The organism is Streptomyces sp. NPDC002324 (assembly GCF_053593335.1).
Genome location: NZ_JBSFCF010000049.1, coordinates 34,065 through 59,375 on the forward strand (window position 1 = coordinate 34,065; position 25,311 = coordinate 59,375).

At 71.7% G+C, this 25,311-nt stretch carries 23 protein-coding genes, 4 tRNA genes, 1 other RNA gene and 1 pseudogene; 10 read left to right on the forward strand and 19 right to left on the reverse strand.

Annotated features, from left to right (window positions below):
• Positions 1-70: 70 nt before the first annotated feature.
• Positions 71-892: an META domain-containing protein gene (locus ACWCRJ_RS39155; protein ID WP_450943789.1), complete on the reverse strand. Its 822-nt coding sequence runs from the start codon at positions 890-892 to the stop codon at positions 71-73.
• A gap of 53 nt (positions 893-945) precedes the next feature.
• On the reverse strand, positions 946-1,743 hold the full coding sequence (locus ACWCRJ_RS39160) for a sterol carrier family protein (RefSeq protein ID WP_450943769.1): 798 nt from the start codon (positions 1,741-1,743) through the stop codon (positions 946-948).
• A gap of 125 nt (positions 1,744-1,868) precedes the next feature.
• Between ACWCRJ_RS39160 and ACWCRJ_RS39165 the strand changes: the two genes are divergently transcribed.
• Positions 1,869-2,453 (forward strand): Uma2 family endonuclease, encoded by a 585-nt coding sequence (locus ACWCRJ_RS39165; protein ID WP_450943770.1) that lies wholly within the window; start codon positions 1,869-1,871, stop codon positions 2,451-2,453.
• A gap of 67 nt (positions 2,454-2,520) precedes the next feature.
• Here the strand turns inward: ACWCRJ_RS39165 and purL are convergent, their stop codons facing one another.
• The 3 genes from purL to purS are packed head-to-tail and all read right to left on the reverse strand — an operon-like array spanning position 2,521 to position 5,716.
• Positions 2,521-4,779 carry a phosphoribosylformylglycinamidine synthase subunit PurL gene (gene purL, locus ACWCRJ_RS39170; RefSeq protein WP_450943771.1) on the reverse strand — a complete coding sequence of 753 codons (2,259 nt, stop codon included), beginning with the start codon at positions 4,777-4,779 and terminating at the stop codon, positions 2,521-2,523.
• A complete protein-coding gene (gene purQ / locus ACWCRJ_RS39175; protein WP_005482676.1) occupies positions 4,776-5,456 on the reverse strand; it encodes a phosphoribosylformylglycinamidine synthase subunit PurQ in 681 nt (226 codons plus the stop codon). The genes purL and purQ overlap by 4 nt, the downstream gene beginning before the upstream one ends.
• A complete protein-coding gene (gene purS, locus ACWCRJ_RS39180; protein ID WP_005482678.1) occupies positions 5,453-5,716 on the reverse strand; it encodes a phosphoribosylformylglycinamidine synthase subunit PurS in 264 nt (87 codons plus the stop codon). Before purS ends, purQ begins: the two co-directional genes overlap by 4 nt.
• 342 nt (positions 5,717-6,058) lie before the next feature.
• Here purS and ACWCRJ_RS39185 point away from each other — a divergent pair, with 342 nt between their 5' ends.
• The 8 genes from ACWCRJ_RS39185 (at position 6,059) to ACWCRJ_RS39220 (ending at position 11,039) form a co-directional block, all read left to right on the forward strand.
• Entirely contained in the window at positions 6,059-6,376 is a 318-nt protein-coding gene (locus ACWCRJ_RS39185; RefSeq protein ID WP_046914972.1) for a histone-like nucleoid-structuring protein Lsr2, read from the forward strand.
• 158 nt (positions 6,377-6,534) lie between these two features.
• Positions 6,535-6,606 (forward strand) — tRNA-Gly (locus ACWCRJ_RS39190).
• Between the two features lie 80 nt (positions 6,607-6,686).
• Positions 6,687-6,759, forward strand: a tRNA-Gly gene (locus tag ACWCRJ_RS39195).
• A 219-nt stretch (positions 6,760-6,978) separates the two neighbouring features.
• Positions 6,979-8,016, forward strand: a complete 1,038-nt coding sequence (locus ACWCRJ_RS39200; protein WP_450943772.1) for an ABC transporter ATP-binding protein — start codon at positions 6,979-6,981, stop codon at positions 8,014-8,016.
• 26 nt (positions 8,017-8,042) lie between these two features.
• Entirely contained in the window at positions 8,043-8,864 is an 822-nt protein-coding gene (locus ACWCRJ_RS39205) for an ABC transporter permease (RefSeq protein WP_450943790.1), read from the forward strand.
• A 13-nt stretch (positions 8,865-8,877) separates the two neighbouring features.
• Positions 8,878-10,230: a sensor histidine kinase gene (locus ACWCRJ_RS39210; RefSeq protein WP_450943773.1), complete on the forward strand. Its 1,353-nt coding sequence runs from the start codon at positions 8,878-8,880 to the stop codon at positions 10,228-10,230.
• A gap of 110 nt (positions 10,231-10,340) precedes the next feature.
• The gene (locus ACWCRJ_RS39215) at positions 10,341-10,943 is read left to right on the forward strand and encodes a response regulator (protein ID WP_450943774.1); all 603 of its coding nucleotides are present in this window, start codon (positions 10,341-10,343) and stop codon (positions 10,941-10,943) included.
• Positions 10,944-10,966: 23 nt separating this feature from the next.
• Positions 10,967-11,039: transfer RNA gene (locus ACWCRJ_RS39220), tRNA-Gly, on the forward strand.
• A gap of 56 nt (positions 11,040-11,095) precedes the next feature.
• Here the strand turns inward: ACWCRJ_RS39220 and ACWCRJ_RS39225 are convergent.
• From ACWCRJ_RS39225 to ffs, 6 genes are all read right to left on the reverse strand, one after another.
• Positions 11,096-11,995 carry a phosphoribosylaminoimidazolesuccinocarboxamide synthase gene (locus tag ACWCRJ_RS39225; RefSeq protein WP_450943775.1) on the reverse strand — a complete coding sequence of 300 codons (900 nt, stop codon included), beginning with the start codon at positions 11,993-11,995 and terminating at the stop codon, positions 11,096-11,098.
• 85 nt (positions 11,996-12,080) lie between these two features.
• On the reverse strand, positions 12,081-13,592 hold the full coding sequence (locus ACWCRJ_RS39230) for a N,N-dimethylformamidase beta subunit family domain-containing protein (RefSeq protein WP_450943776.1): 1,512 nt from the start codon (positions 13,590-13,592) through the stop codon (positions 12,081-12,083).
• Between the two features lie 256 nt (positions 13,593-13,848).
• Entirely contained in the window at positions 13,849-15,993 is a 2,145-nt protein-coding gene (locus ACWCRJ_RS39235; protein WP_450943791.1) for a hypothetical protein, read from the reverse strand.
• A 460-nt stretch (positions 15,994-16,453) separates the two neighbouring features.
• Positions 16,454-17,719, reverse strand: coding sequence for a phosphoribosylamine--glycine ligase (gene purD / locus ACWCRJ_RS39240; RefSeq protein ID WP_450943777.1), 1,266 nt, complete (start codon positions 17,717-17,719; stop codon positions 16,454-16,456).
• A 136-nt stretch (positions 17,720-17,855) separates the two neighbouring features.
• A complete protein-coding gene (locus ACWCRJ_RS39245) occupies positions 17,856-20,246 on the reverse strand; it encodes a DNA polymerase III subunit gamma and tau (protein WP_450943778.1) in 2,391 nt (796 codons plus the stop codon).
• Positions 20,247-20,411: 165 nt separating this feature from the next.
• An RNA gene (gene ffs / locus ACWCRJ_RS39250) (signal recognition particle sRNA small type) lies at positions 20,412-20,508 on the reverse strand.
• Between the two features lie 129 nt (positions 20,509-20,637).
• On the opposite strand from ffs, the gene ACWCRJ_RS39255 reads away from it, so the two are divergent.
• Positions 20,638-20,725: transfer RNA gene (locus ACWCRJ_RS39255), tRNA-Ser, on the forward strand.
• A 79-nt stretch (positions 20,726-20,804) separates the two neighbouring features.
• On the opposite strand, the gene ACWCRJ_RS39260 is transcribed toward ACWCRJ_RS39255, so the two are convergent.
• From ACWCRJ_RS39260 to ACWCRJ_RS39295, 8 genes and pseudogenes are all read right to left on the reverse strand, one after another.
• Positions 20,805-22,100 (reverse strand): tyrosine-type recombinase/integrase, encoded by a 1,296-nt coding sequence (locus ACWCRJ_RS39260; protein WP_450943779.1) that lies wholly within the window; start codon positions 22,098-22,100, stop codon positions 20,805-20,807.
• Between the two features lie 10 nt (positions 22,101-22,110).
• Complete coding sequence (locus tag ACWCRJ_RS39265) at positions 22,111-22,344, reverse strand: excisionase family DNA-binding protein (protein WP_450943780.1); 234 nt, start codon at positions 22,342-22,344, stop codon at positions 22,111-22,113.
• A pseudogene (locus ACWCRJ_RS39270) lies at positions 22,337-23,623 on the reverse strand (replication initiator). Before ACWCRJ_RS39270 ends, ACWCRJ_RS39265 begins: the two are co-directional and overlap by 8 nt.
• A gap of 155 nt (positions 23,624-23,778) precedes the next feature.
• Positions 23,779-24,024, reverse strand: coding sequence for a SpdD protein (locus ACWCRJ_RS39275; RefSeq protein WP_450943781.1), 246 nt, complete (start codon positions 24,022-24,024; stop codon positions 23,779-23,781).
• A gap of 25 nt (positions 24,025-24,049) precedes the next feature.
• Positions 24,050-24,244: a hypothetical protein gene (locus ACWCRJ_RS39280; protein ID WP_033531893.1), complete on the reverse strand. Its 195-nt coding sequence runs from the start codon at positions 24,242-24,244 to the stop codon at positions 24,050-24,052.
• A gap of 15 nt (positions 24,245-24,259) precedes the next feature.
• Positions 24,260-24,451, reverse strand: coding sequence for a mobile element transfer protein (locus tag ACWCRJ_RS39285; protein WP_450943792.1), 192 nt, complete (start codon positions 24,449-24,451; stop codon positions 24,260-24,262).
• Complete coding sequence (locus tag ACWCRJ_RS39290; RefSeq protein WP_450943782.1) at positions 24,451-24,636, reverse strand: hypothetical protein; 186 nt, start codon at positions 24,634-24,636, stop codon at positions 24,451-24,453. Before ACWCRJ_RS39290 ends, ACWCRJ_RS39285 begins: the two co-directional genes overlap by 1 nt.
• A 3-nt stretch (positions 24,637-24,639) precedes the next feature.
• On the reverse strand, positions 24,640-25,305 hold the full coding sequence (locus tag ACWCRJ_RS39295; protein ID WP_450943783.1) for a DUF2637 domain-containing protein: 666 nt from the start codon (positions 25,303-25,305) through the stop codon (positions 24,640-24,642).
• Positions 25,306-25,311: the final 6 nt, after the last annotated feature.

Here is a 25,311-nt window from a genome sequence, read left to right on the forward strand (position 1 = left end):
GCGAGATCGTGCACCGGTCCGAATCCGGCGATCTCGCCCGCCCCGGTTCCCGACTGCGGCCCTTCAGACGTCACTTGTCGGCGACGGCACCGATGCCCGCGTCGTTTTCGCTGGTCAGCGTGATACTGCGGTGATCGATCCGATACTCCACCGTGCCCTTGAAGATCTTCAGGAGGCTTCGCTCGGCGGCCATGAGTGAGTCGGAGCACATCTTGCGGGTGGTCCGCGGATTGCCGAGGGTGATGCGGTCCTCGCTCACCGTGGCCTTCGCCGACACCTCGTTGCAGCCGACGCTTCCGCTGAGGGTTCCGGCCTTCTCGTCGAGGGTGAACCAGGCCTTGCCCCTGGCGGCCTCGGGGAGGGAGGTGGCGACGTCGTGGTCCATCAGGGAGTCGATCAGCCACTTCGTGCCGTACAGCTCGGCGGGCTTCTCCTTCGTCAGCTTCACGGTGTCGCCGTCACCCGTGGTGAGGGTGAGTCCGCCGTCGGCGGTCTCGGCCGTGAACGTCCCCGCGTCCAGGGTGCGGGCGAAGCTCTTCTCGAACTTCATCGGGGCGTCGGCGCAGGCCATCTCGGTGGACCGCGCGGCCTCGAAGTCGATGCCGTTCTTCTTGAACGCGGCGGTCGAGCCGAAGGTGTTGCAGCCGTAGTTGCCGTCGACCTCGCCGTTGTCGGCGATCTTCAGATAGGCGCCGTCGGGGGCCTGTTCGGTCTTCCCGCCCACGGTGAGGCTGTCGACCTTCCAGCGGACGCCGGTGACCGAGGCCTTCGTGGTGCTCGCGTCGACGGCGCCGCTGCCGGAGTCGCCGGCCGACTCCGAGCCACAGGCCGCGAGCAGCGGCAGCGGAAGCACGGCCAGGGCGGTGAGGGTCAGTCGCAGTCGCTTGTCCATGGCGGTGGGACGGGTGGGGTCGGTGGGTGGTTCCACCGGGTTTCGTGACCCGGTCAGCGCATCAGGGGCAGCAAGGCGCCCAGGTCGGCCCGTTCGCCGCTCGCGCTGACCTGGGCCTCGTCCAGGGCGGTGGCCCACTCCACACGGCCGGTCGCGAGCCGGATCCAGGTCAGCGGGTCGGTCTCGACGACGTTCGGCGGGGTGCCCCGGGTGTGCCTCGGCCCCTCCACGCACTGCACGACGGCGTACGGCGGAATCCGCACCTCCGTCGAGCCGCCGGGCACCCGCGCGGCGAGGGTGTCGGCGAGCACCCGGACACAGGTGGCGAGGGCGTGCCGGTCGTAGGGGACGGCGAGGCCGGGGACCGCGGCGTTCAGGTCGTCGGTGTGGACGACCAGCTCGATGGTGCGGGTGACCAGATAGTCGTCGAGGAGCATGCCGCCGGCGCGGGTGTCGATGACCCGGCCCTGCGGGGCGGCGGCGAGCGCGTCGGTGATCCGCCGCTCCACCTCCGCGTAGAGGGCGACGAGGCCGGGGTGGGCCTCGGCCAGGTCGTGGCTGCCCTCGGCGATGGCGGACGCGTGGGCGGCGGTCGCGGAGGCGTAGTCGAGGGGGTTCAGCTCGGCCTTCGGCGGCTCGGGCCGCTCCAGGGCCCGGCTGACGCTCTCCACGGCCATGGTGAGGTGTGCGGCCAGGTCCCGTACGGTCCACTCCCCGAGCCGGGTGGGCAGCGCGAGCCGCTCCTCGGTGAGGACGCCCACCGCCTCCCGTACGTGCCCGAACTGGGCCAGGACGGCCTTGCGGGTCTTGGCGGGGTCGTAGGCGCGGGGGCGTTTCCTGGCGGGCGGCATGGGCTGAGCGTATGCGGCCGCGCCTGCGTGGACTCCCGGTCACTCGAAAGTGTGGTCGACGGCGAATTGCGCCCCTCCCCGACGCCCACTGGCGACACTGGCCTTCGCCCGGAAAGGGGGGCAACATGACGGTTATGGCCGAGCGCACGTCTCAGATGTCGGTGGAGGAGTTCGAAACGATCGCCTCCGCCGCTCCCGAGACCGTCACGTTGGAGTTCATCAACGGACGGATCGGAGTCAAGCAGGTGACGGACGGGGACCACAGCACCATCGTGTCCTGGCTGACCCGGCGTTGTATGCAGTCAAGGCCCGACCTGGACCTGTACCAGGCCCAGGGGCTCCGGGTGGACACGTATCGGCAGGGCAGAGCGAAGCCGGACGCCGTGATCGCGCCCGAGGCCCATTTCGCGGGACACGGCGAGTGGGCCGACCCCGAAGGGGCTCTCATGGTCGTCGAGGTCACGTCCTACGACTCCGACACCGACCGGCGGGACCGGTACGAGAAGCCGGCCGCGTACGGGCAGTCCGGAATCCCTCTGTACCTGCTGATCGACCGGGACGCGTGCACCCTCACCGTGCACAGCAGCCCGGACCGGCTGGTCGGCGGTTACCGTGACGTGCGCACCGCGAAGTTCGGCGAGAAGGTGTCCCTTCCCGATCCGGTCGGGATCGAACTCGACACGGAGATCCTCAAGAACTACGTCCGCTGACCCCAGGACGCGGCGAAGGCCCCGCCGGATGCTTCCATCCGGCGGGGCCTTCGCCGTCGTACGGGGACTACGCCAGCAACGCCGGGATCGTGCCCTCGTGGGCCGTGCGCAGCTCCTCCAGGGGGAGGGTGAACTCGCCCTGGATCTCCACCGCGTCGCCGTCGACGACACCGATGCGGGTGGCCGGGAGGCCCCGGGCGCCGCACATGTCGTTGAAGCGGAGCTCCTCGGAGCGGGGGACGGCCACGACGGCGCGGCCGGCCGACTCCGAGAGGAGGAAGGTGAAGGCGTCCAGACCGTCGGGGACGACCAGGCGGGCGCCCTTGCCGCCGAGCAGGGCCGACTCCACGACCGCCTGGATCAGACCGCCGTCGGAGAGGTCGTGCGCGGAGTCGATCATGCCGTCGCGGGAGGCGGAGATCAGGATCTCGGCCAGCAGGCGCTCGCGCTCCAGGTCGACCTGCGGGGGCAGACCGCCGAGGTGGTCGTGGACGACCTGGGACCAGGCCGAGCCGCCGAACTCCTCGCGGGTGTCGCCGAGCAGGTAGAGCAGCTGGCCCTCCTCCTGGAAGGCGACCGGCGTGCGCCGGGCCACGTCGTCGATGACGCCGAGGACCGCGACGACCGGGGTGGGGTGGATGGCCACCTCGCCCGTCTGGTTGTACAGGGAGACGTTGCCGCCGGTCACCGGGGTGCCCAGCTGCAGGCAGCCGTCCGCGAGACCGCGCACGGCCTCCGCGAACTGCCACATGACCGCCGGGTCCTCGGGGGAGCCGAAGTTCAGGCAGTCGGAGACGGCCAGCGGCTTGGCGCCGGTGGTGGCGACGTTGCGGTACGCCTCCGCGAGGGCCAGCTGGGCGCCGTGGTACGGGTCCAGCTTGGCGTAGCGGCCGTTGCCGTCGGTCGCGATGGCGACGCCCAGGCCGCTCTCCTCGTCGACGCGGATCATGCCGGAGTCCTCGGGCTGGGCGAGCACCGTGTTGCCCTGCACGAAGTGGTCGTACTGGCTGGTGATCCAGGACTTGGAGGCCTGGTTCGGGGAGGCGACCAGCTTCAGGACCTGCTCCCGCAGTTCCTCGCTCGTCGCCGGCCGGGGCAGCTTGTTCGCGTCGTCCGCCTGGAGCGCGTCCTGCCACTCGGGGCGGGCGTAGGGGCGCTCGTAGACCGGGCCGTCGTGCGCGACCGTGCGCGGGTCGACGTCGACGATCTTGCCGCCGTGCCAGAAGATCTCCAGCCGGTCGCCGTCGGTGACCTCACCGATCACCGTGGCGATGACGTCCCACTTGTCGCAGATCTCCAGGAACCGGTCGACCTTCTCCGGCTCCACGACCGCGCACATGCGTTCCTGCGACTCGCTCATGAGGATTTCCTCGGGCGAGAGGGTCGAGTCGCGCAGGGGGACGTCGTCCAGCGTCACGCGCATGCCGCCGGAGCCGTTCGAGGCAAGCTCGGACGTGGCACAGGACAGGCCGGCCGCGCCGAGGTCCTGGATGCCGACGACCAGCTTCTCCTTGAAGGCCTCCAGGGTGCACTCGATGAGGAGCTTCTCCTGGAAGGGGTCGCCGACCTGCACGGCGGGGCGCTTGGAGGGCTTGGCGTCGTCGAAGGTCTCGGAGGCCAGGATGGAGGCGCCGCCGATGCCGTCGCCGCCGGTGCGGGCACCGTAGAGGATGACCTTGTTGCCCGAGCCGGAGGCCTTGGCGAGGTGGATGTCCTCGTGCCGCATGACGCCGATGGCACCGGCGTTGACCAGCGGGTTGCCCTGGTAGCAGGCGTCGAAGACGACCTCGCCGCCGATGTTCGGCAGGCCCAGGCAGTTGCCGTAGCCGCCGATGCCGGCGACGACGCCGGGCAGGACGCGCTTGGTGTCGGGGTGGTCGGCCGCGCCGAAGCGCAGCGGGTCGACGACGGCGACCGGGCGGGCGCCCATCGCGATGATGTCGCGGACGATGCCGCCGACACCCGTGGCCGCGCCCTGGTAGGGCTCGACGTACGAGGGGTGGTTGTGCGACTCGACCTTGAAGGTGACCGCGTAGCCCTGGCCGACGTCCACGACGCCGGCGTTCTCGCCGATGCCGACGAGGAGCGCGTCGGACTGCGGGGCCTTCTCGCCGAACTGGCGGAGGTGGACCTTCGAGGACTTGTACGAGCAGTGCTCGGACCACATGACGGAGTACATGGCCAGCTCGGCACCGGTCGGGCGGCGGCCGAGGATCTCCACGACCCGCTCGTACTCGTCCTTCTTCAGGCCCAGTTCGGCCCAGGGCAGCTCGACGTCGGGGGTCGCGGCCGCGTGCTCGACCGTGTCCAGAGGCGTCCGGCTCATGCGTTGACCAGCTTCTTGAGGATCGAGGTGAAGAAGGGGAGGCCGTCGGTGCGGCCGGTGCCGATCAGCGGCTCCACGGCGTGCTCCGGGTGCGGCATGAGGCCCACGACGTTGCCGGCCTCGTTGGTGACGCCGGCGATGTCCCGCTGGGAGCCGTTGGGGTTGAAGTCGAGGTACCGGAAGGCGACACGGCCCTCGGCCTCCAGCTTGTCGAGCGTGTACGCGTCGGCGACGTACTGCCCGTCGTTGTTCTTCAGCGGGATGTGGATCTCCTGGCCGGCCGTGTAGTCGGTGGTCCAGGAGGTCTCGGCGTTCTCCACCCGCAGCTTCTGGTCACGGCAGATGAAGTGCAGGTGGTCGTTGCGCAGCATCGTGCCGGGCAGGAGGTGGGCCTCGGTGAGGATCTGGAAGCCGTTGCAGATGCCGAGGACCGGCAGTCCGGCCTTCGCCTGCTCGATGAGCGTGCCCATCACCGGCGAGAAGCGCGCGATGGCTCCGGCGCGCAGATAGTCGCCGTAGGAAAAACCGCCGCACAGCACCACGGCGTCGACCTGGTGGAGGTCCTTGTCCTTGTGCCAGAGAGCGACGGGTTCGGCACCGGCGAGCCTGATCGCACGCTGGGTGTCCCGGTCGTCGAGGCTGCCGGGAAAGGTGACGACGCCAATACGAGCGGTCACTTTCCGGCCTCCGCGACTTCCTCGACCTTGACGGTGAAGTCCTCGATCACGGTGTTGGCGAGGAAGGATTCCGCCAGCTCGTGGATGCGGGCGAGCGCGGCGTCGTCCACCGGTCCGTCAACTTCCAGTTCGAATCGCTTTCCCTGACGTACGTCGGAGACGCCCTCGAAACCGAGACGCGGCAGCGCGCGCTGCACCGCCTGGCCCTGGGGGTCGAGGATCTCCGGCTTGAGCATGACGTCGACTACGACGCGTGCCACTGGCACTCCCGGTGTGTGGTGCTGAGCAGGTTCCTTCAGACTACCCGTACAAAATTTCTACGCGGGTAGATTCGTAGGAAACTACAGGGATTCCGGGTGACGGCGGTCACGATCCGGTATCAGGTGATCACCCTCATGAAAACTTCTGGGAAAGATCCCGGATCCCTATTGCGCGAGGGACACGCGGGCGGATTAAGTCTGTCTGCACATTGCAATGCCGGGCACTGTACAAATGAATTGGCAATAGCCGATACTTTGCCCAAATAACAGCCGGACAGCCGACATCTTCCTGACGTCAGGGCACGTCAACGACAGAGATGTCGCACGAAGGGACCGATATTCGTGGCGCAGCGTGTCGTGGTCACTCTCTCCGACGACATCGACGGCTCGGAAGCGGCGGAGACGATCGCCTTCGGACTCGACGGCAAGTCGTACGAGATCGACCTGAACGAAGCCAATGCCAAGAAACTGCGTAAGGCGCTCGCACCCTACGTGGACGCCGGCCGCAAGCGGTCGAGGTCGGGCAAGGCGTACCAGCAGACCCAGGTCGCTCCGGACCCCGCGGCCGTCCGCGCCTGGGCCCAGGCCAACAAGCTGGAGGTCCCCGCGCGCGGCCGGATCCCCAAGCGGGTCTACGAGGCGTTCGCCGAGGCGCAGTAACCGCCAGGGTCGGCCGGTCCTCAGGGTTCGTCAGCGGACCCCGGGGGCGGCCGACTTGGGCCCCGACGGCAACCGACTTGCGTTGCCCCCGGGCGGATCAGCTAGAGTCTGGAGCACGCCGAGGGGCAAGGCCGAAAGGCCCGGCTCACCGGAGTCACGCGGGTGTAGTTCAGTAGCAGAACATCCCCCTTCCAGGGGGAAGGCGCAGTGTGCAATTCCTGTCACCCGCTCTGGATCACTTACCGGACCACTGTTGTGGATCAGGTAAAGTAGTCCTCGCGCCGATCGGTGGGAGCCGGTCGGAGGCAATGCGGACGTAGCTCAGTTGGTAGAGCGCAACCTTGCCAAGGTTGAGGTCGCCAGTTCGAACCTGGTCGTCCGCTCGTGAAAGAAGGCCCCGGTCCACTGGACCGGGGCCTTCTTCGTGTGCGCGACCGCCCCTCTCGTGCGCGACTCCCCAGACTCCCCCTTTGACGTCCTGGACGTCCTGGACCTCTTTGACGTCTTTGGCGTCTTGGCCGTCCCCCGCTTCTGACATTTGTCATGCCGAGTGATGACACCGCGCACTGCTCCGCGGCCCTCCCCGACGGGACGCTGAGGACATGAAGACGAACGGGCACGACGACGTGAGCACTCACGATCACGAGAACGTGATCGAGGTCACCGACCTGCGCCGCGTGTACGGGGGCGGTTTCGAGGCCGTAAGGGGAATCACCTTCTCCGTCGGCCGGGGAGAACTCTTCGCGCTCCTGGGCACCAACGGCGCGGGCAAGACATCGACGGTCGAGGTACTGGAGGGTCTCGCTCCGCCGTCCGGCGGCCGGGTACGGGTCCTCGGGCACGACCCCTACGGGGAGCGTGCGGCCGTACGCCCCCGCATCGGCGTGATGCTCCAGGAAGGCGGCTTCCCCTCCGAGCTGACCGTCACCGAGACGGTACGGATGTGGGCCGGCTGCACCAGCGGCGCGCGGCCCGTCGGGGAGGCGCTGGAGATCGTCGGGCTCGGGCGGCGGGCCGGCGTACGGGTCAAGCAGCTGTCCGGGGGTGAGAAGCGGCGCCTCGACCTGGCGCTCGCGCTGCTCGGGCGCCCCGAGGTCCTGTTCCTGGACGAGCCGACGACCGGGCTCGACGCGGAGGGCCGCCAGGACACCTGGGAACTGGTGCGGGAGCTGCGGGACGGGGGGACGACCGTGTTGCTCACCACGCACTACCTGGAGGAGGCCGAGGACCTGGCCGACCGGCTCGCCATCCTCCACGAGGGCGCCGTCGCCGTGACCGGTACCCCGGCCGAGGTGACCGCCTCCCAGCCCTCCCGCATCTCCTTCGAACTGCCCGCCGGGTACTTCCTCGGCGACCTGCCGCCGCTCGGCGAACTGGGCGTCACCGGGCACGAGGAGCACGACCGCGTGGTGGTCCTGCGCACGAACGAACTCCAGCGGGCGGCCACCGGACTGCTGCTGTGGGCCGAGCGGGCACGGATCGAACTGCGCCGGCTGGAGGTGCGGTCGGCCTCGCTGGAGGAGGCGTTCCTGCGGATCGCGCGGGAGTCGGCGGAGGCGGCGCGTGCGGACACGGAGTCCCGCACGGACACGGGAGCGCGTACGGGCGAGGGCTCACGCAAGGGCGGGGTGGCGGTATGAGGACGACCAAGGGGACGGGTACGGGTATGGGGACGGGTGCGGCTGGGGGAACGGGGGCGGCGCCGGTCGTCGCGGCCGTCGGGACGACGACTCTCCGGGGGCGGATGACCGCGCTCGCCCGCGCCGAGCTGACGCTGCTGGGGCGGAGCCGGGCCACGCTGTTCACGGCGTTGTTCGTGCCGCTGCTGCTGCCACTCAGCGTGCGGTCGGCGACGGACCAGATGGACCTCGCCGAGGCGGGACTGGACGTCGGGACGGTCATGCTCTGCGCCGCCGTCGGCTTCTCGCTGCTCTTCGCGGTCTACACGGCGCTGACCAACATCTTCGTCGTCCGCCGCGAGGAACTGGTGCTGAAGCGGTTGCGGACCGGTGAGCTGCGCGACCCGGAGATCCTGGTCGGCGCCGCGCTGCCCGCCGCCGGCATCGCGCTCGCGCAGTGCGTGCTCGTCGCGATCGGGTGCACGGTCCTGCTGGACATGAAGGCACCGTCCGCGCCGCACCTGGCCGTGCTGGGGCTGCTGCTGGGTGTCGTGCTGTGCGTGGCGCTGGCGGCGGTCACCGCGAGCTTCAGCCGGACCGCCGAGAGCGCGCAGGTCACCAGCCTGCCGCTGATGTTCGTGTCCCTGCTCGGGTCGGGCATCACCGTGCCGCTCGAAGTGCTGCCGGACCGTCTGGCCTCCTTCCTCGAACTGCTGCCGCTCACCCCGGTCATCACCCTGGTGCGCGGCGGCTGGACCGGCGACCTGTCCGCGTACGACACCCTGGGCGCCGTCGCCACCGCGCTGGCCTGGACCGTGATCGCGGTGTTTGCTGTACGGCGGTGGTTCCGCTGGGAACCGCGTCGATGAGGGGGGTTGGGGCATGCGGGGGCCGGGGGCATGGTGGCGGGTGAAAAGCACGCCGGCGAAGGTGGAGGCGTACACGCGGTGGTCGTTCCACATGTTCGCGGTGATCGAGCTCCTCGCGGCCGGACTGCCGGCCTTCGCCGAGGTGGGGCCGGGGCGGCCGGCCGGCTGGCTGATGCTGCTCATGGTGAGCGTGCACGCCGCGACCTGTGCGGTGACCGCGTCCCGGGCACTCGACTGGACGCGCGGCCGGCGGGCACAGCCCGTACGGCTGATGTGGGGGCTCACCGCCGTCACCGCCGTGGTCGCCGTCCTCACCTTCGTGATCGCCCAGCACGCGGTGAGGGGGGACGTCACCGACAACGCCGGCATCTTCAGCATCGTGGCGATCTTCGGCGTCGGTAACGTGACACTCGGTGTCCGCGACCGGAAGCAGGTCCTGGCGATCGTCGGCGGCTTCGCGGTGGGCTCAGCGCTCCTGGCCCTCCTGCTGGGCACACCGGGGCCCGCCGCGCTGATCACGGCGGCGGTCGTGCTGATCAGCGGCGGAGCGCTCGCCTTCACGGCCGTCTTCTCCGTCTGGCTCCTCGACGCCGTCTACGAACTCGCCGACGCCCGCGAGACCCGCGCCCGCCTCGCCGTCGCCGAGGAACGGCTCCGCTTCGGGCGGGACCTGCACGACGTGATCGGCCGGAACCTCGCGGTCATCGCCCTGAAGAGCGAGCTGGCGGTCCAGCTGGCGCGCCGGGAGCGGCCCGAGGCCGTCGAGCAGATGATCGAGGTCCAGCGGATCGCGCAGGAGTCGCAGCGTGAGGTGCGGGAGGTCGTGCGGGGGTACCGGGAGGCCGACCTCGGCGTCGAACTGGCCGGTGCGCAGGGCGTGTTGGCGGCGGCCGGCATCGACTGCTCGGTCGACGGGGCCGAGGTCGCCGGGCTGCCCGGCGAGGTGCAGTCCGCGCTCGCCTGGGTGGTGCGGGAAGGAACGACGAACGTGCTGCGGCACGGGAACGCCGCGCGGTGTGCGGTGGCGCTGAAGGTGACGGAGGGGCAGGCGGTGCTGACCGTGGAGAACGACGGGATACGGGCGACGGGTGCTCCGGAGGACACCGGCCGTTCCGTCGGCGCGGGGTCGGGCCTCGCCGGGCTGCGGGAGCGGCTGGCGGCGGTGGACGGGACGTTGGAGGCGGGGCCGGTGGGCGGGGAGGCGTTCCGGGTGGTGGCGCGGGTGCCGCTGGGCTCAGGGGGGCCGGGGATCGCCTCGGGAGCCGGGTCGGGGGCAGGGGCGGGGGCGGGGTCGGGGGCGGCCTCCGCGTCCGGCTCGGCCGCGCGGGGTTCGGCCGCCTCGGTCGTACCGGGGGGCGCTGCGTGAGCGGCGTGAGCGGTGGTCCCGGTGTGCCTGGCGTGCCCGGTGTGCCTGGCGTGCCCCGTGGTCCCGGTGCGCCCGGTGCGTCTGCCGCGCCGGAGGGGGCGGGGCGGCCCGTGCGGCTTTTGCTGGCCGACGACGAGCATCTGATCCGGGGCGCGCTGGCGGCGCTGCTGTCGCTGGAGGAGGACCTGGCGGTGGTCGCGGAGGCGGCGAGCGGGCCGGAGGCGCTGGCGATGGCGATGGCGCACGAGCCGGACGTGGCCGTGCTGGACCTGCAGATGCCGGGGGCGGACGGTGTGAGGGTCGCCACATCACTGCGGGCCGAACTGCCGGGCTGCCGCGTGCTGATCGTCACCGGTCACGGTCGGCCGGGCCATCTGAAGCGGGCACTTGCGGCAGGTGTGCGCGGGTTCGTCCCCAAGACCGTCAGCGCGCAGAGGCTCGCGGAGATCATCAGGACCGTGCACGCGGGGAACCGTTATGTGGACCCGGAGTTGGCGGCCGACGCGATCTCCTCCGGCGACTCCCCGCTGACCGCGCGGGAGGCCGAGGTGCTCGAACTGGCGGCCGACGGGGCGCCCGTCGTGGAGATCGCCGAACGGGCCGCACTGTCCCAGGGGACGGTCCGGAACTATCTGTCGTCGGCCGTGTCCAAGCTCGGGGTCGAGAACCGGCACGCGGCAGTGCGTCTCGCACGGGAGCGAGGTTGGGTATAGTAGGCCTCGCGCCACGGCGCAGCGCGGACGTAGCTCAGTTGGTAGAGCGCAACCTTGCCAAGGTTGAGGTCGCCAGTTCGAACCTGGTCGTCCGCTCGTGAGATAGATCGAAGAAGGCCCCGGTCCAGTGGACCGGGGCCTTCTTCGATCCGCTAGCTCCAGCCGATCCCCGTCAGACGCTCGTACGCCTCCACGTACTTGGCGCGGGTCGCGGCGACGATCTCCTCGGGCAGCGGCGGCGGGGGCTGCTCGCTCTTGCGGTCCCAGCCGGAGGCGTCCGAGGTCAGCCAGTCGCGGACGAACTGCTTGTCGAAGGACGGCTGGGCGTGACCCGGCTCCCACAGATCGGCCGGCCAGAAGCGGGACGAGTCAGGAGTGAGGACCTCGTCGGCGAGGACGAGGGTGTCGCCCTCGAAGCCGAACTCGAACTTGGTGTCGGCCAGGATGATGCCCCGGTCCCGGGCGATGTCCCGGGCGCGGCCGTACACGGCGAGGGTCGTCTGGCGCAGCTGGGCGGCGGTCTCCGCGCCGACCTGGCGGGCGACCTCCTCGTACGACACGTTCTCGTCGTGCTCGCCGACGGCGGCCTTGGTGGCCGGGGTGAAGATCGGCGCCGGCAGCTCCGAGCCGTCGACCAGGCCCTCGGGGAGGGCGAGACCGCAGACCGTGCGGGAGTCGTTGTACTCCAGCAGGCCCGAGCCGGTGAGGTAGCCGCGGGCCACCGCCTCCACCGGGACCATCTTCAGCGACTTGCAGACGAGCGTGCGGCCCGCCCAGTCGGCGGGGGCGCCCGGCGGGAGCTCGGTGCTCAGGACGTGGTTCGGGACCAGGTCGGCGAGCTGGTCGAACCACCAGAGGGACAGCTGCGTGAGGACGCGCCCCTTGTCGGGGATCTCCGTGGGCAGCACCCAGTCGAACGCGGACGTTCGGTCGCTGGCGACCATCACGAGGTCGCCCGCCTCGTTCTGGTACAGCTCGCGCACCTTGCCGGTGTGCAGGTGCACCAGGCCCGGAACCTGGATCGGCTCGGGCTTTTCTACGAATCCGGACACGGTTCCTCCCCGTGGTGATGTCCAAGTGGCTCGATTCTCCCGTACGCGGGCGACCGGTCTTGGCCAGGGGCTGTGTTCGGCGCGCTCAGTCGCGTTTGCAGATGCGGTCCAGGAGGTTTGCCGTGGCTCGCTGGACCCGGGGGTCGACGTGGCCCGGGCGGTCCAGGGCCGGGGACCACGCGAACGTTCCGGATGCGAAGACCCAGGCGCCGGAGGGGGCTCGGTACAGCGAGGTCTCCTGGTGGCGGACGACCTCGTCCTTGTCCCGGTACGGGGAGTGGGCGAGGAGCATACGGCCCTGGTGCTCGGGGAGCGGGGTGCGCGGGAAGTAGCGGTCGGCCTCGCCGGCGACCATGCCCTCCAGCTCGTCGTTCTCATGGGCACCGGTCGCGTCCCAGAGCCAGTGGTCGGCGTTGCGCACGACCAGGGGGTGCGGTTCGGGGACCCGGCCCTCGTACTGGATGCCCATCAACTGCTGCTCGGGGCGGTCGACTTCGCGCCACAGTGCGGGTTTGCCGGGGCCCCGGCGTTTTCGGCAGGTGAGGAGGCGGTCGGCGGCTCCGGACGGCGAGGGGCTCAGCTCCACCTGCCAGTACATGGTGTTGGAGGAGAGGAAGACCAGCGAGGTGCCGCTGTCCCGGGCGAGTTCGGTGGTGCGGCGCATCTGCGGCGACCAGTACTCGTCGTGCCCCGGGAAGACCAGCCCCCGGTAGCGGCTGGGGTCGACGCGGCCGGCGTGCAGGTCGCGGGCGTCGGCGTAGGCGAGGTCGTAGCCGTAGCGCTCGGCCCAGCGGATGAAGTCGTAGGCGTGGCCCACATGGAGGGGAAGGCCGGCGCCGGCGTAGGGGCGGTCGAAGGAGACGGTCGTCGCGGCCTCGGACTCGCCGAGCAGCCGCCCGTCCTCGTCCCAGGCGTGGTAGAGGCTGGCGCCGGTGCGGCCGTCCTCCGGATACAGGTTGTACGCCTGCCAGGTGATGTCCGGGAGCAGGAGCAGCAGGTCGGCCTGACGGTCGTCGCGGACGGTGAACGGGACGTGCGAGCGGTAGCCGTCGGCGGTGGTCAGGACCGCCACGTACGCGCCGACGTTCCAGTAGCTGGGGATCTGCAGCCGCCAGGAGAGCCACCAGTGGTGGCAGGAGACCGTGCGGTCGGCGGTGAGGGGCGGGGGCTGGACGATGCCGGACAGCCGGGGGCTGGTGGTGATCTTCGCCGCGCCGTCGCCGCTGTAGTGGCCGATGCGGTAGATGTCGACGCCGAATTCCTGGGGCGGGTCCACGGTGACGTGGAAGTCGATGGACTGGCCGGGGGCGGCGGCGCCGGTCGCCGTGAACCCCTTGATCTGCCGGCGCACGTCGTCGGCGGATCGGGGGCCCGGCGGGACGCGGGGGGCGGGAACGCGGGCACGGGCGCCCCGGGCGGATGCGGGGGACTCGGGCGGGCCCGGGTCCACGTACCAGGGGACCACCTGGCCGGTGTCGTCGAAGTACGTCACATTGCCCCGCAGCCAGGGGACCGGGCCCTGGCCGAAGGGGTCCGTCACCGCGTGGGCGAGGGCGCCCGATTCCCAGCGGCGGATGTGGTGCTGCTCCGAGCCCATGAGTTCTCCCCTCCCTCGCCCCGTGAGCCGTCGTGAGCTGTCGTGAGCACGTGCTCCGTACGCGACCTGTCCCAGCACATCACATTACGCACGCGCGCCGTCACCGTTCGTCGTGAATCGGTGGGAGTGGAACGGCGAGATCCGGATGAGGAGTCGGACACCCCCTTCCGACCAGCCACAACACCCCCAGGACCATCCTCAGGAGCGGCCTCAGGACCAGTGTCGGGCAGGCCTTCGGACCGGACGTTCCGGGCGTTCAGACCAGGCGGACCGGTTTCTCCGGGCGGACGCCGAGGCGGCTGAGCCAGTCGCGGAGGGGGACCGGGTCGCCGTCCTCCACGAGGGTGAGGACACGGGGAGCGAGGTCGGCCGCCCGTACGCCGTCGACGAGGAGGGAGGGGCCGTCCAGCCAGTCCAGGCCCGGGGTGGCGCCCGCCGTGTCCATCGCCGCGCAGCACACCATCGCGGCGACGTGCTCCGTCAGCAGCTCGCGGCCCGTGCGGGGCGGCTGCATCGGGAACAGCGGCAGCAGCCCGTCGTCCCACAGCGCCCGGTCCGGGCCCTGCGCCTCGGCCCCACCGGCCACGGGGTGGCCCTCGGCCGGGACCGTGGCCTCCTCGCGCGCCAGTTCCGCGGTCAGGGCGGCGGCGAGGGCGGCGGACTGGGGGGTGGCCGGGCCGGATTCGTCGTCGGTGTCGAGGGCGGGGTCGGGGTCGGGGCCGGGGTCAGTGGTGTCGCCGGCGTCGTGCGGGGATATGTGGTGGCTGTCCGGTTCCAGGTCGGGGTTGTGCTCGTGTTCGCGGTCCGCCTCTGGGGCCGTCGCGCGTCCGGCGGCGGGGTGGGGGGACGGGTGGCCGTGCGGCGCGGTCGTCGTCCGGGGACCCGACTCGGCGGCCTCGGTGGCTGCGGTGGCCTCGGTGGCCGACAGATGCGGATCGGCGGCGGCTGCGGTGGTCAGGTGGGTCAGGACCCGGGAGAGGGTGGGGCCGCCGTGGGCCGGGCCGGTGGGGTCGATGGTCGGGTCGCTCGCCGGGTGGCGGACGCCCAGCGCGTCGAGGACGCGGTGGAGGCGGGCCGCGTCGGCGCGCCATTTGCGGTCGACCACCTCGTCCGGATACTCGTGCCAGTCGACCGGCGACCAGTCGGGGCCGGACTCGGCGGGGCCGCCGTGGAAGAGGCGGGCGGCGAGCAGGGACGCGGCCTCGTCGACCGTGCCGGGCTCTTCGAGCAGGTCGCAGGCGGGGCGCTCGCCCAGCCGGGAGGCGAAGCCCTCGGCGAGGCGGTCTCGGCGTGACAACTCCGTGAGCGCGGCCACGACACCCGCGTCCAGACGGGACGGCCACCGGCCCATCCGCCACGCGGGCAGCGCGACCCGGGTGAGGAGGCGGTCCCAGCCCGCGTAGGCGAGGCCGACCTGCTCCTGGGCGACGATCCGCAGACCGTAGTCCACAGCCTGTGCGCGCTCGGCCGCCGCGGCGGCGACCCCGCGCTCCATCTCGGCCGCGTGCCCCCGACAGCCGCGCAGGAGCATCCGGGTCACCCAGCCGACTCCGCCCAGCGCCGTACGGACGACCACGCCGTGCGACGGGGCCGAGCTGACGGCCACGGCCGCGTCCAGCCCTCGGACGAAACGGCGGGCCGCGGCTATGTCCGGGTGCGCCGACGGACCCGTACCCGCCACGACCGGGGCCAGCACCGCTCGTAGCTCACCGACCCGCATCCACCACAGGAACGGCGAGCCGATGACGAGCACCGGCGCGGTGGGCGCGCGGTGGCGACGGTGGGAGGAGAGCCCTGGCTCCGGCCCGGACCCCAGACGGGACTGCAGAGGGGAGGGCAGGCCGGGTGACGAGCCGCGCGTGTCCGTCATCTCGTCGCCACGCCCCGTGCCGCGGTCACCGGCCGTGGCGGCCCCACCGTCGACCACATCGCTCCCGTCGGCCCCGTCGGCCCCGTCGGTCGAGGAGTGGCGGGGCGCGTCGGGCTGGTGGTGGGACGGGTGGGTGCGGTCCTCCAGCCAGCTGTCGCAGTCCGGGGTGAGCGCTATCGCGGACGGGGGCGGGACGTCCAGGCGGTCGGCCAGGTCCCGGACCAGCCGGTAGAGATCGGGCGCGGCCTTCTCGGTGACCATGACCGTGGGGCTCACGGCGGGCCGGGCACGGGCGACGACGAGCGCGATGCCCGTGGCGGCGAGGAGCACGGCGAGGGCGAGGCCGGACACGATCCGGCTCGCCATGGACCAGCCGGGGCCGGTCAGATGGCCGGTCGACCCGCCGGCCAACAGGACGACGGCGACGGCCGCGGGCAGCACCGCCACGGCCAGCGCCCTGCTGCGGACCCGCAGCACGGCGAGAGCCCGGGCGCGCGCGGCCTGCGCGCCCGCCTCCTCACCACCTGCCATACCGGTCACGACCCGACGTCACCCCCTGCTGTCCCGTGCGGCGCACACCGCGACGCCTGCGACGACTGCTCGTCGCAGTGGTCGCCGCCGAATGCCCTGACGTTGCTCACTCCCCCACTGTGGCACCGACCACCGACATCGCAATGCCGGTGGGCCAAGTGCCGGAACGCTTGCGCCGCACCCTAGTTGGGGCCCCGGCCGTCGTCAGCCGGATGGGCCATCGCTCACTCGATGGAATGGCTCTGGGGAGAGGTGAAGGACGCCGGGCAAGGATCGGGCCCCGGATTCCGACGGCTTCCCAGGGGTTCCTGGGTGTCTCCGAGGGATTCCGGGGCCTGGGGTTCGTACCCGTTGCTGATGCTTCGCATGCGGATGTCGTGAAGGGGACGGATGTGCAGGGATGCGCAGGGAAGGACGCGGGGGCGTGGAGGGGCGGGGCCGGTCCACGACCGTCAGTCGGTCACGCCTCCGCCGCCGCCTCCACCGCCGCCTTCGCCGCGATGTCCGACCGGTGCTGGGAGCCGTCGAGGCCGATGCGGGCGACGGCGGTGTAGGCACGGTCGCGGGCCTGGGTGAGGTCCTCACCGGTGGCCGTGACCGACAGGACCCGGCCGCCGGCGCTGACGACCTCGTCGCCCACGAGCCGGGTGCCGGCGTGCAGGACGTACGCGTGCGGGGCGTCCACGGCGGCGATCTCGTCGAGGCCGGTGATGGGGTCGCCGGTGCGCGGTGAGCCGGGGTAGTTGTGCGAGGCCACGACCACGGTGACGGCCGCGTCGCCGCTCCACCGCAGGGGTTCGAGGTCGCCGAGGGTGCCGTTGGCGGCGGCCAGCAGGACACCGGCCAGCGGGGTCTTGAGACGGGCGAGGACGACCTGGGTCTCCGGGTCGCCGAACCGCGCGTTGAACTCGATCACCCGTACGCCTCGGCCGGTGATCGCCAGGCCCGCGTAGAGCAGACCGGAGAACGGGGTGTCGCGGCGCCGCATCTCGTCGACCGTCGGCTGCAGCACGGTCTGCAGGACCTCGTCGACCAGCTTCGGGTCGGCCCACGGGAGCGGCGAGTACGCGCCCATGCCGCCGGTGTTGGGGCCCTCGTCGCCGTCGAGCGCGCGCTTGAAGTCCTGCGCGGGCTGGAGCGGGACAACGGTCACGCCGTCGGTGATGGCGAAGAGGGAGACCTCGGGGCCGTCCAGGAACTCCTCGATGACGACCCGGCCGCACGCGAGCGCGTGCTCGCGGGCCTGGGCGAGGTCCGCCGTCACGACGACACCCTTGCCGGCCGCGAGCCCGTCGTCCTTGACGACGTACGGCGCGCCGAACGCGTCCAGCGCCTCGTCGATCTCCTCGGCGGTGGTGCAGACGTACGACCGCGCGGTCGGCACGCCGGCTCCGGCCATGACCTCCTTGGCGAAGGCCTTGGAGCCCTCCAGCTGAGCGGCCTCGCCGGACGGGCCGAACACCGGGATGCCCGCCGCGCGCACGGCGTCGGCGACGCCCGCGACCAGCGGGGCCTCCGGGCCGACGACCACCAGGTCGGCCTCCAGCCGCGTGGCCAGCGCGGTCACGGCGGCGCCGTCCAGCGCGTCGACCGGGTGCGACTCGGCGACCTCCGCCGTGCCCGCGTTGCCGGGTGCGCAGTGGAGTGCGGTGACATCGGGATCGAGGGACAGCGAACGGCAGAGCGCGTGCTCACGAGCACCGCTGCCAATGACAAGGACCTTCACGGGGTCAGCCTAGCCGGAGGGGGTGGGGGGCTTTGTGGGGGCGCCCGAAGAGTGGGACGGGGCGGGTTCGTCGGATCGTACGAGTCGGAGCGGCGAACAGGGCCCTACGGCGACGGTCCACACCGCTGCCGGCCCGCTACTCGTTCGTGATCTCCTCGACCACGGTCGCCCCCAGTTCGCGCACGATCAGTTCGTGGCCGGAGAGGGCGGACTCGTCGAGGTCGGGGTCGTCGTCCTCGGGGGTGTCGTCCTCGGGGGAGACGGGCGGGGGCTCGGGGGGCGAGGGCGGGGCTGCTGCGACGGGCGGGGCGGCCGGGGCCGACCGGTGGGGCGCGGTCGGACCGGGGGACGCCGGGCCGGAGGCCGTCGAGGACGGGGGAGAGGCGGGGCGGGGCGCGGGGGCCGGGGAGCCGCCGTACCCACCGCCGGCGCCACCGCCGTGGCCGCCGCCCGTGCCGCCACCGCCGTAGCCACCGGCGGCCGGCGCCGGGGACCCGTAGCCGCCGGGGGCGACCGGTGCGGCGGATCCGCCCGAGGTGTCGATGACCGCCTCGATCTTCCAGTGCACGTTGAACTGCTCGGCCAGTGCCGCTCTCAGGACGTCCTCGCTGCCGCTGCTCGCGAAGTTGTCGCGGGCGCCCGCGTTGACGAAGCCGATCTGCAGGGTCGTGCCGTCGAACCCTGTGACGTGCGCGTTCTGGCTGAGCAGGATCCAGGTGAAGCGGCGGCGGTTCTTCACCGTCTCCAGGATGTTCGGCCAGAGCGTGCGGGGGTCGGGTCCGCCGGGAGCCGGGTGGTGGGCGGCGGGGGCCTGGGGGGCCGTAGGGGCGCTGGGCTGGGCGTACGCGGCGGGCGGGCCCGCGGCGGGGGGCGCGGCCGGGGCTCCGGGCGCGGGGCCGGGGCCACCGCCGGCGGGCGCGGCCGTCGGCCATCCGCCGGGACGGCGCCCACCGCCCGCCGAGGCGGGGGTGGGCCAGGAGCCGGGGGTGGAGGCGGGTGCGTTGGCGGGGGGCGTGGGGCCCGCGACCGGGTCGGGGGGCGCGGGGGCGGTGGGAGGCGGTGGCGGGGCGGTCGGCGCGGCGGCCGGGGCGATCGGCGGAGCCGGGGTCGGCTGTCCGGCGACGGGTGCCGGCGCCCCGTACGGGTCCGGGCCCGGTGTGCCTGTCGCGCCCGCGGCCCCCCGCACCGCCGCCCGGGCGGCGGCGGGCCCGCCACCGGGCGCGACCTGCGCGGCCTGCGGGGCGTGGGCGGCGGGCTGTCCGGCGTGCGGAGTCACGCCCGTACCCATGGGTGGGACGGCCGCTCCCCCGTGCGCCTCGGGGCCGGGCACGTACCCCAGGGCGGGACCGGCGGCGCCTCCCGCGAAGTTGATCCCGCGCTCCAGGCGGTCCAGGCGGGCCATGACGGAGCGTTCGTCGCCGTAGGTGGCGGGGAGGAGCACGCGGGCGCAGATCAGTTCGAGCTGGAGACGAGGCGAGTTGGCGCCGCGCATCTCGGTGAGGCCTTCGTTGACCAGGTCGGCGGCGCGGCTGAGCTCGGCGGCGCCGAAGACGCCGGCCTGGGCCTGCATCCGCTCCAGCACCTCGACGGGGGCGTCGATGAGGCCCTTCTCGACGGCGTCCGGCACGGCGGCCAGGATCACCAGGTCGCGCAGACGCTCCAGCAGGTCGGCGACGAACCGCCGCGGGTCGTTGCCGGCCTCGATGACATGGTCGACGACGTCGAAGGCCGCGGCCCCGTCCCCGGCGGCGAAGGCCTCGACGACCGAGTCGAGCAACGAACCGTCGGTGTATCCGAGCAGCGACGTGGCCATGGCGTAGGTCACGCCCTCGTCCGTCGCGCCCGCCAGCAGCTGGTCCATGACGGACATCGAGTCACGCACGGAGCCGGCCCCCGCGCGCACGACGAGGGGGAGGACGCCTTCGTCGACCGGGATCTTCTCCTTGCCGCAGACCTCGCCGAGATACTCCCGGAGCGTGCCGGGGGGCACCAGCCGGAACGGATAGTGGTGCGTACGCGACCGGATCGTGCCGATGACCTTCTCGGGTTCGGTGGTCGCGAAAATGAACTTGAGGTGCTCCGGCGGCTCCTCGACGACCTTCAGCAGCGCGTTGAACCCGGCCGACGTGACCATGTGGGCCTCGTCGATGATGTAGATCTTGTACCGACTGCCGGCCGGTCCGAAGAACGCCTTCTCGCGCAGGTCACGGGCGTCGTCCACACCGCCGTGCGAGGCCGCGTCGATCTCGATGACGTCGATCGAACCCGGTCCGTTCCGCGCCAGGTCCTGGCAGGACTGGCACTCTCCGCACGGTGTCGGCGTGGGCCCCTGCTCGCAGTTCAGACAGCGGGCGAGGATGCGCGCACTGGTCGTCTTCCCGCAGCCGCGCGGCCCGCTGAACAGGTACGCGTGATTGACCCGGTTGTTCCGCAGCGCCTGCTGCAGCGGGTCGGTGACATGCTCCTGCCCGATGACCTCGGCGAACGACTCCGGGCGATAGCGGCGGTACAGCGCGAGAGACGACACGCTTACGAGGTTATAGGCGCCCACTGACAACACGGACCCCCCGCCGGAGGGGACGAGGACCGAAGGGCGGGAGTCATCGGCCGCGAGAACGGAGATCCCGGCGGCGCCGGGCGGGCCGGATGCCGAAGCCCCGGGTCCGGAGCCCTGGATCGGGAGCCCCCGGACGCAGAAGACCCCTCACGCACCCGCCAGAGCCAACCTACCCTTGCTGCCTTCCGGCCCTGGGGGAGTTCAGTCAGATAGCGCCGCGTGAGGGGCTGCCCCCACCCTACCCGATCCCCGACGCCCGCCGTCCCGCCTCCCGCCCCCTCCCCAGCGTCGATCACCCGGCCGATCACCCGCCCCCGAACGAGTTCGCAACCACCCTCCGACGTCATGTAATGTTCCCGGCGGAGGATTCGCCTAGAGGCCTAGGGCGCACGCTTGGAAAGCGTGTTGGGGGCAACCCCTCACGAGTTCGAATCTCGTATCCTCCGCCAGTGCCTCACCGGGCACGATGTCGAAGGGCCCCACCGTTCGCGGTGGGGCCCTTCGTCGTACTCCGTCTCACTTTCCGTCTCAGTTGGGTTTTCCGTCCGGCTCCCCGTCGGGTTCGGCCGTCCCGGTCCCGGGAGTCCCGCCGACTCCTGGCGGCTCCCAGAGGGCATCGCCGATCTGTTGCGCGACCTTGCGGAGCATGGTCCCTGTCACGTGCATGTACCGAGCGCGCATGCGGGCCGCTCCCCCGGGCTCCCAACCCATGATCGAGTCGATCACGACGTCCGGGACGCCGAGGATCAGGAGGACGGTCGCGGCGGTGTGGCGAGCGTCATGGAGTCGGCCGTTACGGACGCCAGCGTCCCGGAGAAGCCGCTTCCAGACGTGAAAGTCGGTGTTCGGGCTCAGCGGCCCGCCGACCGGCGAGGCGAAGACGTACCCCTTGCCCTCCCAGTCCCCACCGGCTCTGATCCGCTCCCGCTCCTGGGCTTCCTGATGCTGCCGGAGAATCTTGATCAGCGGATCGGGCAAACCGATGGTGCGCCGCCCCGCACGGGACTTGGTGGACTTGTGCTCGCGCCGGGTCTGCTCACGCTTGGGGCAGTAGCCCGCCTTCCGGCCACACGGGTTGGCACCGCAGCCGTGCGCGTACTTCGGGCGCAGCCGGTTCTTACGGATGCGGACGTACCCAGCGGCGAGGTCGACGTCTTCCCAGTGCAGCCCCAGCGCCTCACCCTGGCGGAGGCCGAGCGCCAGGGCGACGACCCACCGCGCACTGTTGCGGAGCTTGGCCGCCTCCACGAGCAGGCTCTGAACCTCTTCGATCGTGTACGGCTCGATGTCCTCCTCTTCAAGGCGGGGAGCCTTGGCGATCTCGGCCGCGTTCGTGGCGACGTGCCCGCGCCGGACGGCCTCACCGAGGGCGACCCGGATCGTCCGGTGGGCATGGTGGGCGGTGCCGGCGGAGCTCCCGGACTCCTGCATCTTCCGGTAGAAGCGCTCCAGGTGCTCGGGCTCCAGCTTGGCGAGCTTGTGGGCGCCCAGGCCGGGCACCAGGTGAACGCGTACGTCGACTTCGTACCCGTCGTACGTGTTCTCGGAGACGTACGGCTTGGCGATGTTCTCCACCCAGTGCTCAAGCCAGGATTGGAGCGTCCAGCTCTGCCCCGGCTTCCTGAGCTTCTTGTCGTCTCGCGCCCGCTCCATCTCGCGGACGGCCTTGGTCACTTCGGCCTTGGTCTTGCGCTCGATGTGACGGCGGTCGGGCTTGCCGTCGTCGCGGACGCCGACCGTCACGCGGCCATGCCACTTGCCGTCCTTGCCGAGGTAGATGGTCGAGGCCCCGTTGGGCTGACGGGTGCGCTTCTTCTCTGCCATGCCGTCCCCCTCAGGCCGCTTGGGCGGGTCGGTTGCGCAGCTTGGCCACGTAGGCGGGTACGGAGTCGGCTGGGACGCGGCGGAGCCGTCCGACCATGACGGACTCGATCTCTCCAGCGAGGACGAGCCGGAAGCACGTCGTGCGGCCGATGCGGAGTCGCCGGGCCGCTTCCTCCACGGTGAGGAGAGCCAAGGACGGGTCGAAGGGATCAGGCCTGAGGGTGGTGACTTGGGGCTCAGCCATGGGTGGGCTCTCCTTCCGTTCCGGGGGCGGGTTCGAGGGATTCGGCAAGCCAGGCTTCGGTGTCGGAGAGCCCGGCACCGGCGAAGACCCAGTGCGCGAGGACGTACGTCGTGGCTGTCTCGTGTTCTGTTGCTGGGGTGTGGTGTTGTGCGCGGCGCCATTCGGCGCGGGCGTCGCGGAGTGCGCCGAGGGTGGTGGAGTAGCGGCGGGATTTGGTGGAGAAGTGGCCGCGGAAGCCGAGCATGTGGGCCCAGGCGCGTAGGCGGAGGTGTTCGAGGTGCTTGCGTGCGCCGAGGAACCAGGCGGTTCGGATGAGGCGGCGGGCGTGGTCGCTGATGTCGAGCTGGGCGAGTTCGGCGGCGAACTTCAGCGGCCGGTCGAGAGCTCCCGTGGCGGTTTCGGCGCCCTTGGTGGCGTACTTGGCGATGTACGAGGCGACCGCGCGTTCGGTCAGCTCCTGGCCGTCGTTGAAGTCGGCGGATCGGATGGTGCGGACGTCGAGTTGGCGGCCAAAGGTGAAGATGTGGGTGCGTCCGTTGATGACCGGGCCGTCCACGCGGACCTTGGCCGCCGCTGTCTTGATGGCGTCAGTGAGGAGTTCGGCCGTGGCCCAGGCCGGGGGTGGGGTGTCTCCTCCAGTGGGGCCGTCGATGCGGATGACGGCGTGGAAGTGGACGGCGCCGCGCTTTTGCTACTCGGCGACCTTGGCGAAGGAGACGCGGGCGTGTTCGCGGAACCGGCGTTGTGACAGGCCCGCGCGCTTGGCGACTTCCCGGCGCAGGTAGATGGAGAAGCGTCGCCAGAGCGGACCGGCGTGTGCGTTCCAGAGGACGGCCGCTTCGTAGTCGTAGGTGTCCGGGTCGAGGGCGGTGCCCAGTTCGGCGTCGTCCTGGTCGTGGCGGTTTCCGCAGCGGCAGGGGCGCCCGCTGGAGGGGCGGTTGTGGACCGGGCCGAAGCTCGGGGCGGTGAAGGTGGCGAAGACGCGGGGGTGGGTGGCGACGTGTTCGGGGGTGCCCTTGCCGCCGCGCAGGCCGGAGGTGATCAGGTGGAAGGTGTCGCGGCGGTAGACCTCGGAGCAGGCCGCGCAGCGGGTGGTGCGGCGGTTGTTGCAGCGGACGAGGAGTTGGCCGGCCGGGAGGTCGGTGGAGTCGAGGTGGTGGAGGACGCGGCCGATCTCGCCGGTTGTGGTGTCGATGTCGTGCTCGGTGCGGTGGCCGTCGAGGCGGATGGGGTTGGTGCAGCCGCCGAGGCCGGAGAGTTGGCGGAGGATACCGGGCAGGGTGCCGTGCTCCGCGAGCTTCGCGAGTTCCGGGAGCGGGGGCGGTGTGGTGCGGGTGAAGATGGCGTTTCTCCTTCTGACTGGCTCGGTCAGGAGTGATGGCCCCGGGGCGGCGGATGCTTGGTCGTGTGCGCCGCCCCGGGTGTCGTGCGCGTTCAGCGCCGGTTCTGCTCGCGGATCAGGGAGCGCAGGACCACGGCCGCGATGGCGACGGAGATGGCCGAGACGGCGACGGCGGCCAGGAGAGCGGTGAGGACGACACCGCCGACGACCACGGCCGCCACGACCCCAGGGCTGATGGAGACCGCTGGGAGCGAGCGCCGTACGGGCGCCGGGTCGGCCGGGGTGTGGGTGTGTGCGGGCGGCGGGGTGGGGTTGTCGGGGTACTTGGGCAGGACCACGGTCGGACTCTCCTCATCTACTCGTCTAGGCATGTGAGCCGTTTATGACGTCCACGCCGGAGCGCGTGCCGGACTCGATGGCGGGGGCGAGGAAGGTCTGCGAGAGGTAGAAGCCGAAGAGGGCGATCAGGACGACGACCCAGGTGCGGACGCCGAGGAACTTGACCGCTCCCCAGGCGAAGAAGCCGAGGACGACGACGAGCGGCAGGCTGACGGTCACAGTGGGCGGGTCCTTTCAGCGGATGGGGCAGCGGTGGGTGCGGGCGGCCAGCTCGGCGGCGGCGCGGCTGTCGTAGTCGGCGGAGAAGCCGCAGCGCGGAGCCGTGCAGGCGGCGGTGTGCTTCTCACGGCCCCGGCCGTCGTAGGACGTGGCGACCTGGACGGGGCCGATGCGGGTGGCATTGCGGAAGCGGCGGTTGGGCATGATCAGTCTTCCTTTCGCAGGCTGGGGCCGGGGAAGTCGTGCAGGATGCGGGCGGCTTCGGCGGGGTCCGTGACGCGGTCGGCGGCTTCTTCGGCGAGGAGGCGGGCCAGCGTGGTACGGCCGTTGAGGGCCATCTCGCGGGCCGCTTTGAGGTAGTCGGCGGCGGTGTTGAAGCAGAAGAGGGGCACGGGTCAGCTCCCGGTCGGGGTGAGGTGGGCAGCGATGGCTTCGGCCATGGGCGTAGGGACGCCGAGGCGGGCGCGGAGGGTGAGGGTGTCGATGGGTGTTCCGGTGCGGTTGTGGTGTTCGGCGGCGACTTTGCGGGCGTGTTCGACGAGGGCGGTCGGGACGGGTACGGCGGGTCGCTCGGGCGGTGGTGGCTCGATGGCCGGTGGTGTCGGCGGCGGTTGCTCGGGGGCGAGTTCGGGCGTGTGCTCCTGGTCCATGGTGTCGTCCGTGTCGTCGGGGCTCTTGCGGTCTTCGTCGGTTGTGGCGGGGGTGGTGTGGGCGAGGAGGGTTCCGCCGAGGAAGGCGACGGCGGGCCAGCCCGCGACGAGGATGCGTAGCCAGGCGGGGACGTTGTCGAGGTCGAGGAGGCCGGCGGTGGCGACGTTCGCGCCGAGGGAGGCGGTGAGTGCGATGACGAACCAGCACCACCCGGCCGTTTTCGCCTCACCGGAGCGCAGTCGGCGCCAGGCGGCGACGAGTAGCAGGTCGACCGAGACCGGGTAGGCCCACGCCTTCCACCCGTCCTGTCCGGCCGCCGAGGCGATGTCGTGCAGGTGGGCGAAGGACAGCGCGGCGGCGATGAGCGCCTGGACGAGCACCGCGTCGACACGGGCCAGTTGGGCGCGCATGATGCG

What these genes read in the sequence shown, in the direction of transcription:
- ACWCRJ_RS39160 (WP_450943769.1), bottom strand. Translation starts at nt 1,743, where the DNA reads ATGCCGCCCGCCAGGAAACGCCCCCGCGCCTACGACCCCGCCAAGACC.
- ACWCRJ_RS39260 (WP_450943779.1), bottom strand. Translation starts at nt 22,100, where the DNA reads ATGGCAGAGAAGAAGCGCACCCGTCAGCCCAACGGGGCCTCGACCATC.
- purL (WP_450943771.1), bottom strand. Translation starts at nt 4,779, where the DNA reads ATGAGCCGGACGCCTCTGGACACGGTCGAGCACGCGGCCGCGACCCCC.
- ACWCRJ_RS39155 (WP_450943789.1), bottom strand. Translation starts at nt 892, where the DNA reads ATGGACAAGCGACTGCGACTGACCCTCACCGCCCTGGCCGTGCTTCCG.
- ACWCRJ_RS39230 (WP_450943776.1), bottom strand. Translation starts at nt 13,592, where the DNA reads ATGGGCTCGGAGCAGCACCACATCCGCCGCTGGGAATCGGGCGCCCTC.
- ACWCRJ_RS39200 (WP_450943772.1), top strand. Translation starts at nt 6,979, where the DNA reads ATGAAGACGAACGGGCACGACGACGTGAGCACTCACGATCACGAGAAC.
- ACWCRJ_RS39295 (WP_450943783.1), bottom strand. Translation starts at nt 25,305, where the DNA reads ATGCGCGCCCAACTGGCCCGTGTCGACGCGGTGCTCGTCCAGGCGCTC.
- ACWCRJ_RS39210 (WP_450943773.1), top strand. Translation starts at nt 8,878, where the DNA reads ATGCGGGGGCCGGGGGCATGGTGGCGGGTGAAAAGCACGCCGGCGAAG.
- ACWCRJ_RS39205 (WP_450943790.1), top strand. Translation starts at nt 8,043, where the DNA reads ATGGGGACGGGTGCGGCTGGGGGAACGGGGGCGGCGCCGGTCGTCGCG.
- ACWCRJ_RS39235 (WP_450943791.1), bottom strand. Translation starts at nt 15,993, where the DNA reads ATGGCAGGTGGTGAGGAGGCGGGCGCGCAGGCCGCGCGCGCCCGGGCT.
- ACWCRJ_RS39265 (WP_450943780.1), bottom strand. Translation starts at nt 22,344, where the DNA reads ATGGCTGAGCCCCAAGTCACCACCCTCAGGCCTGATCCCTTCGACCCG.
- ACWCRJ_RS39165 (WP_450943770.1), top strand. Translation starts at nt 1,869, where the DNA reads ATGACGGTTATGGCCGAGCGCACGTCTCAGATGTCGGTGGAGGAGTTC.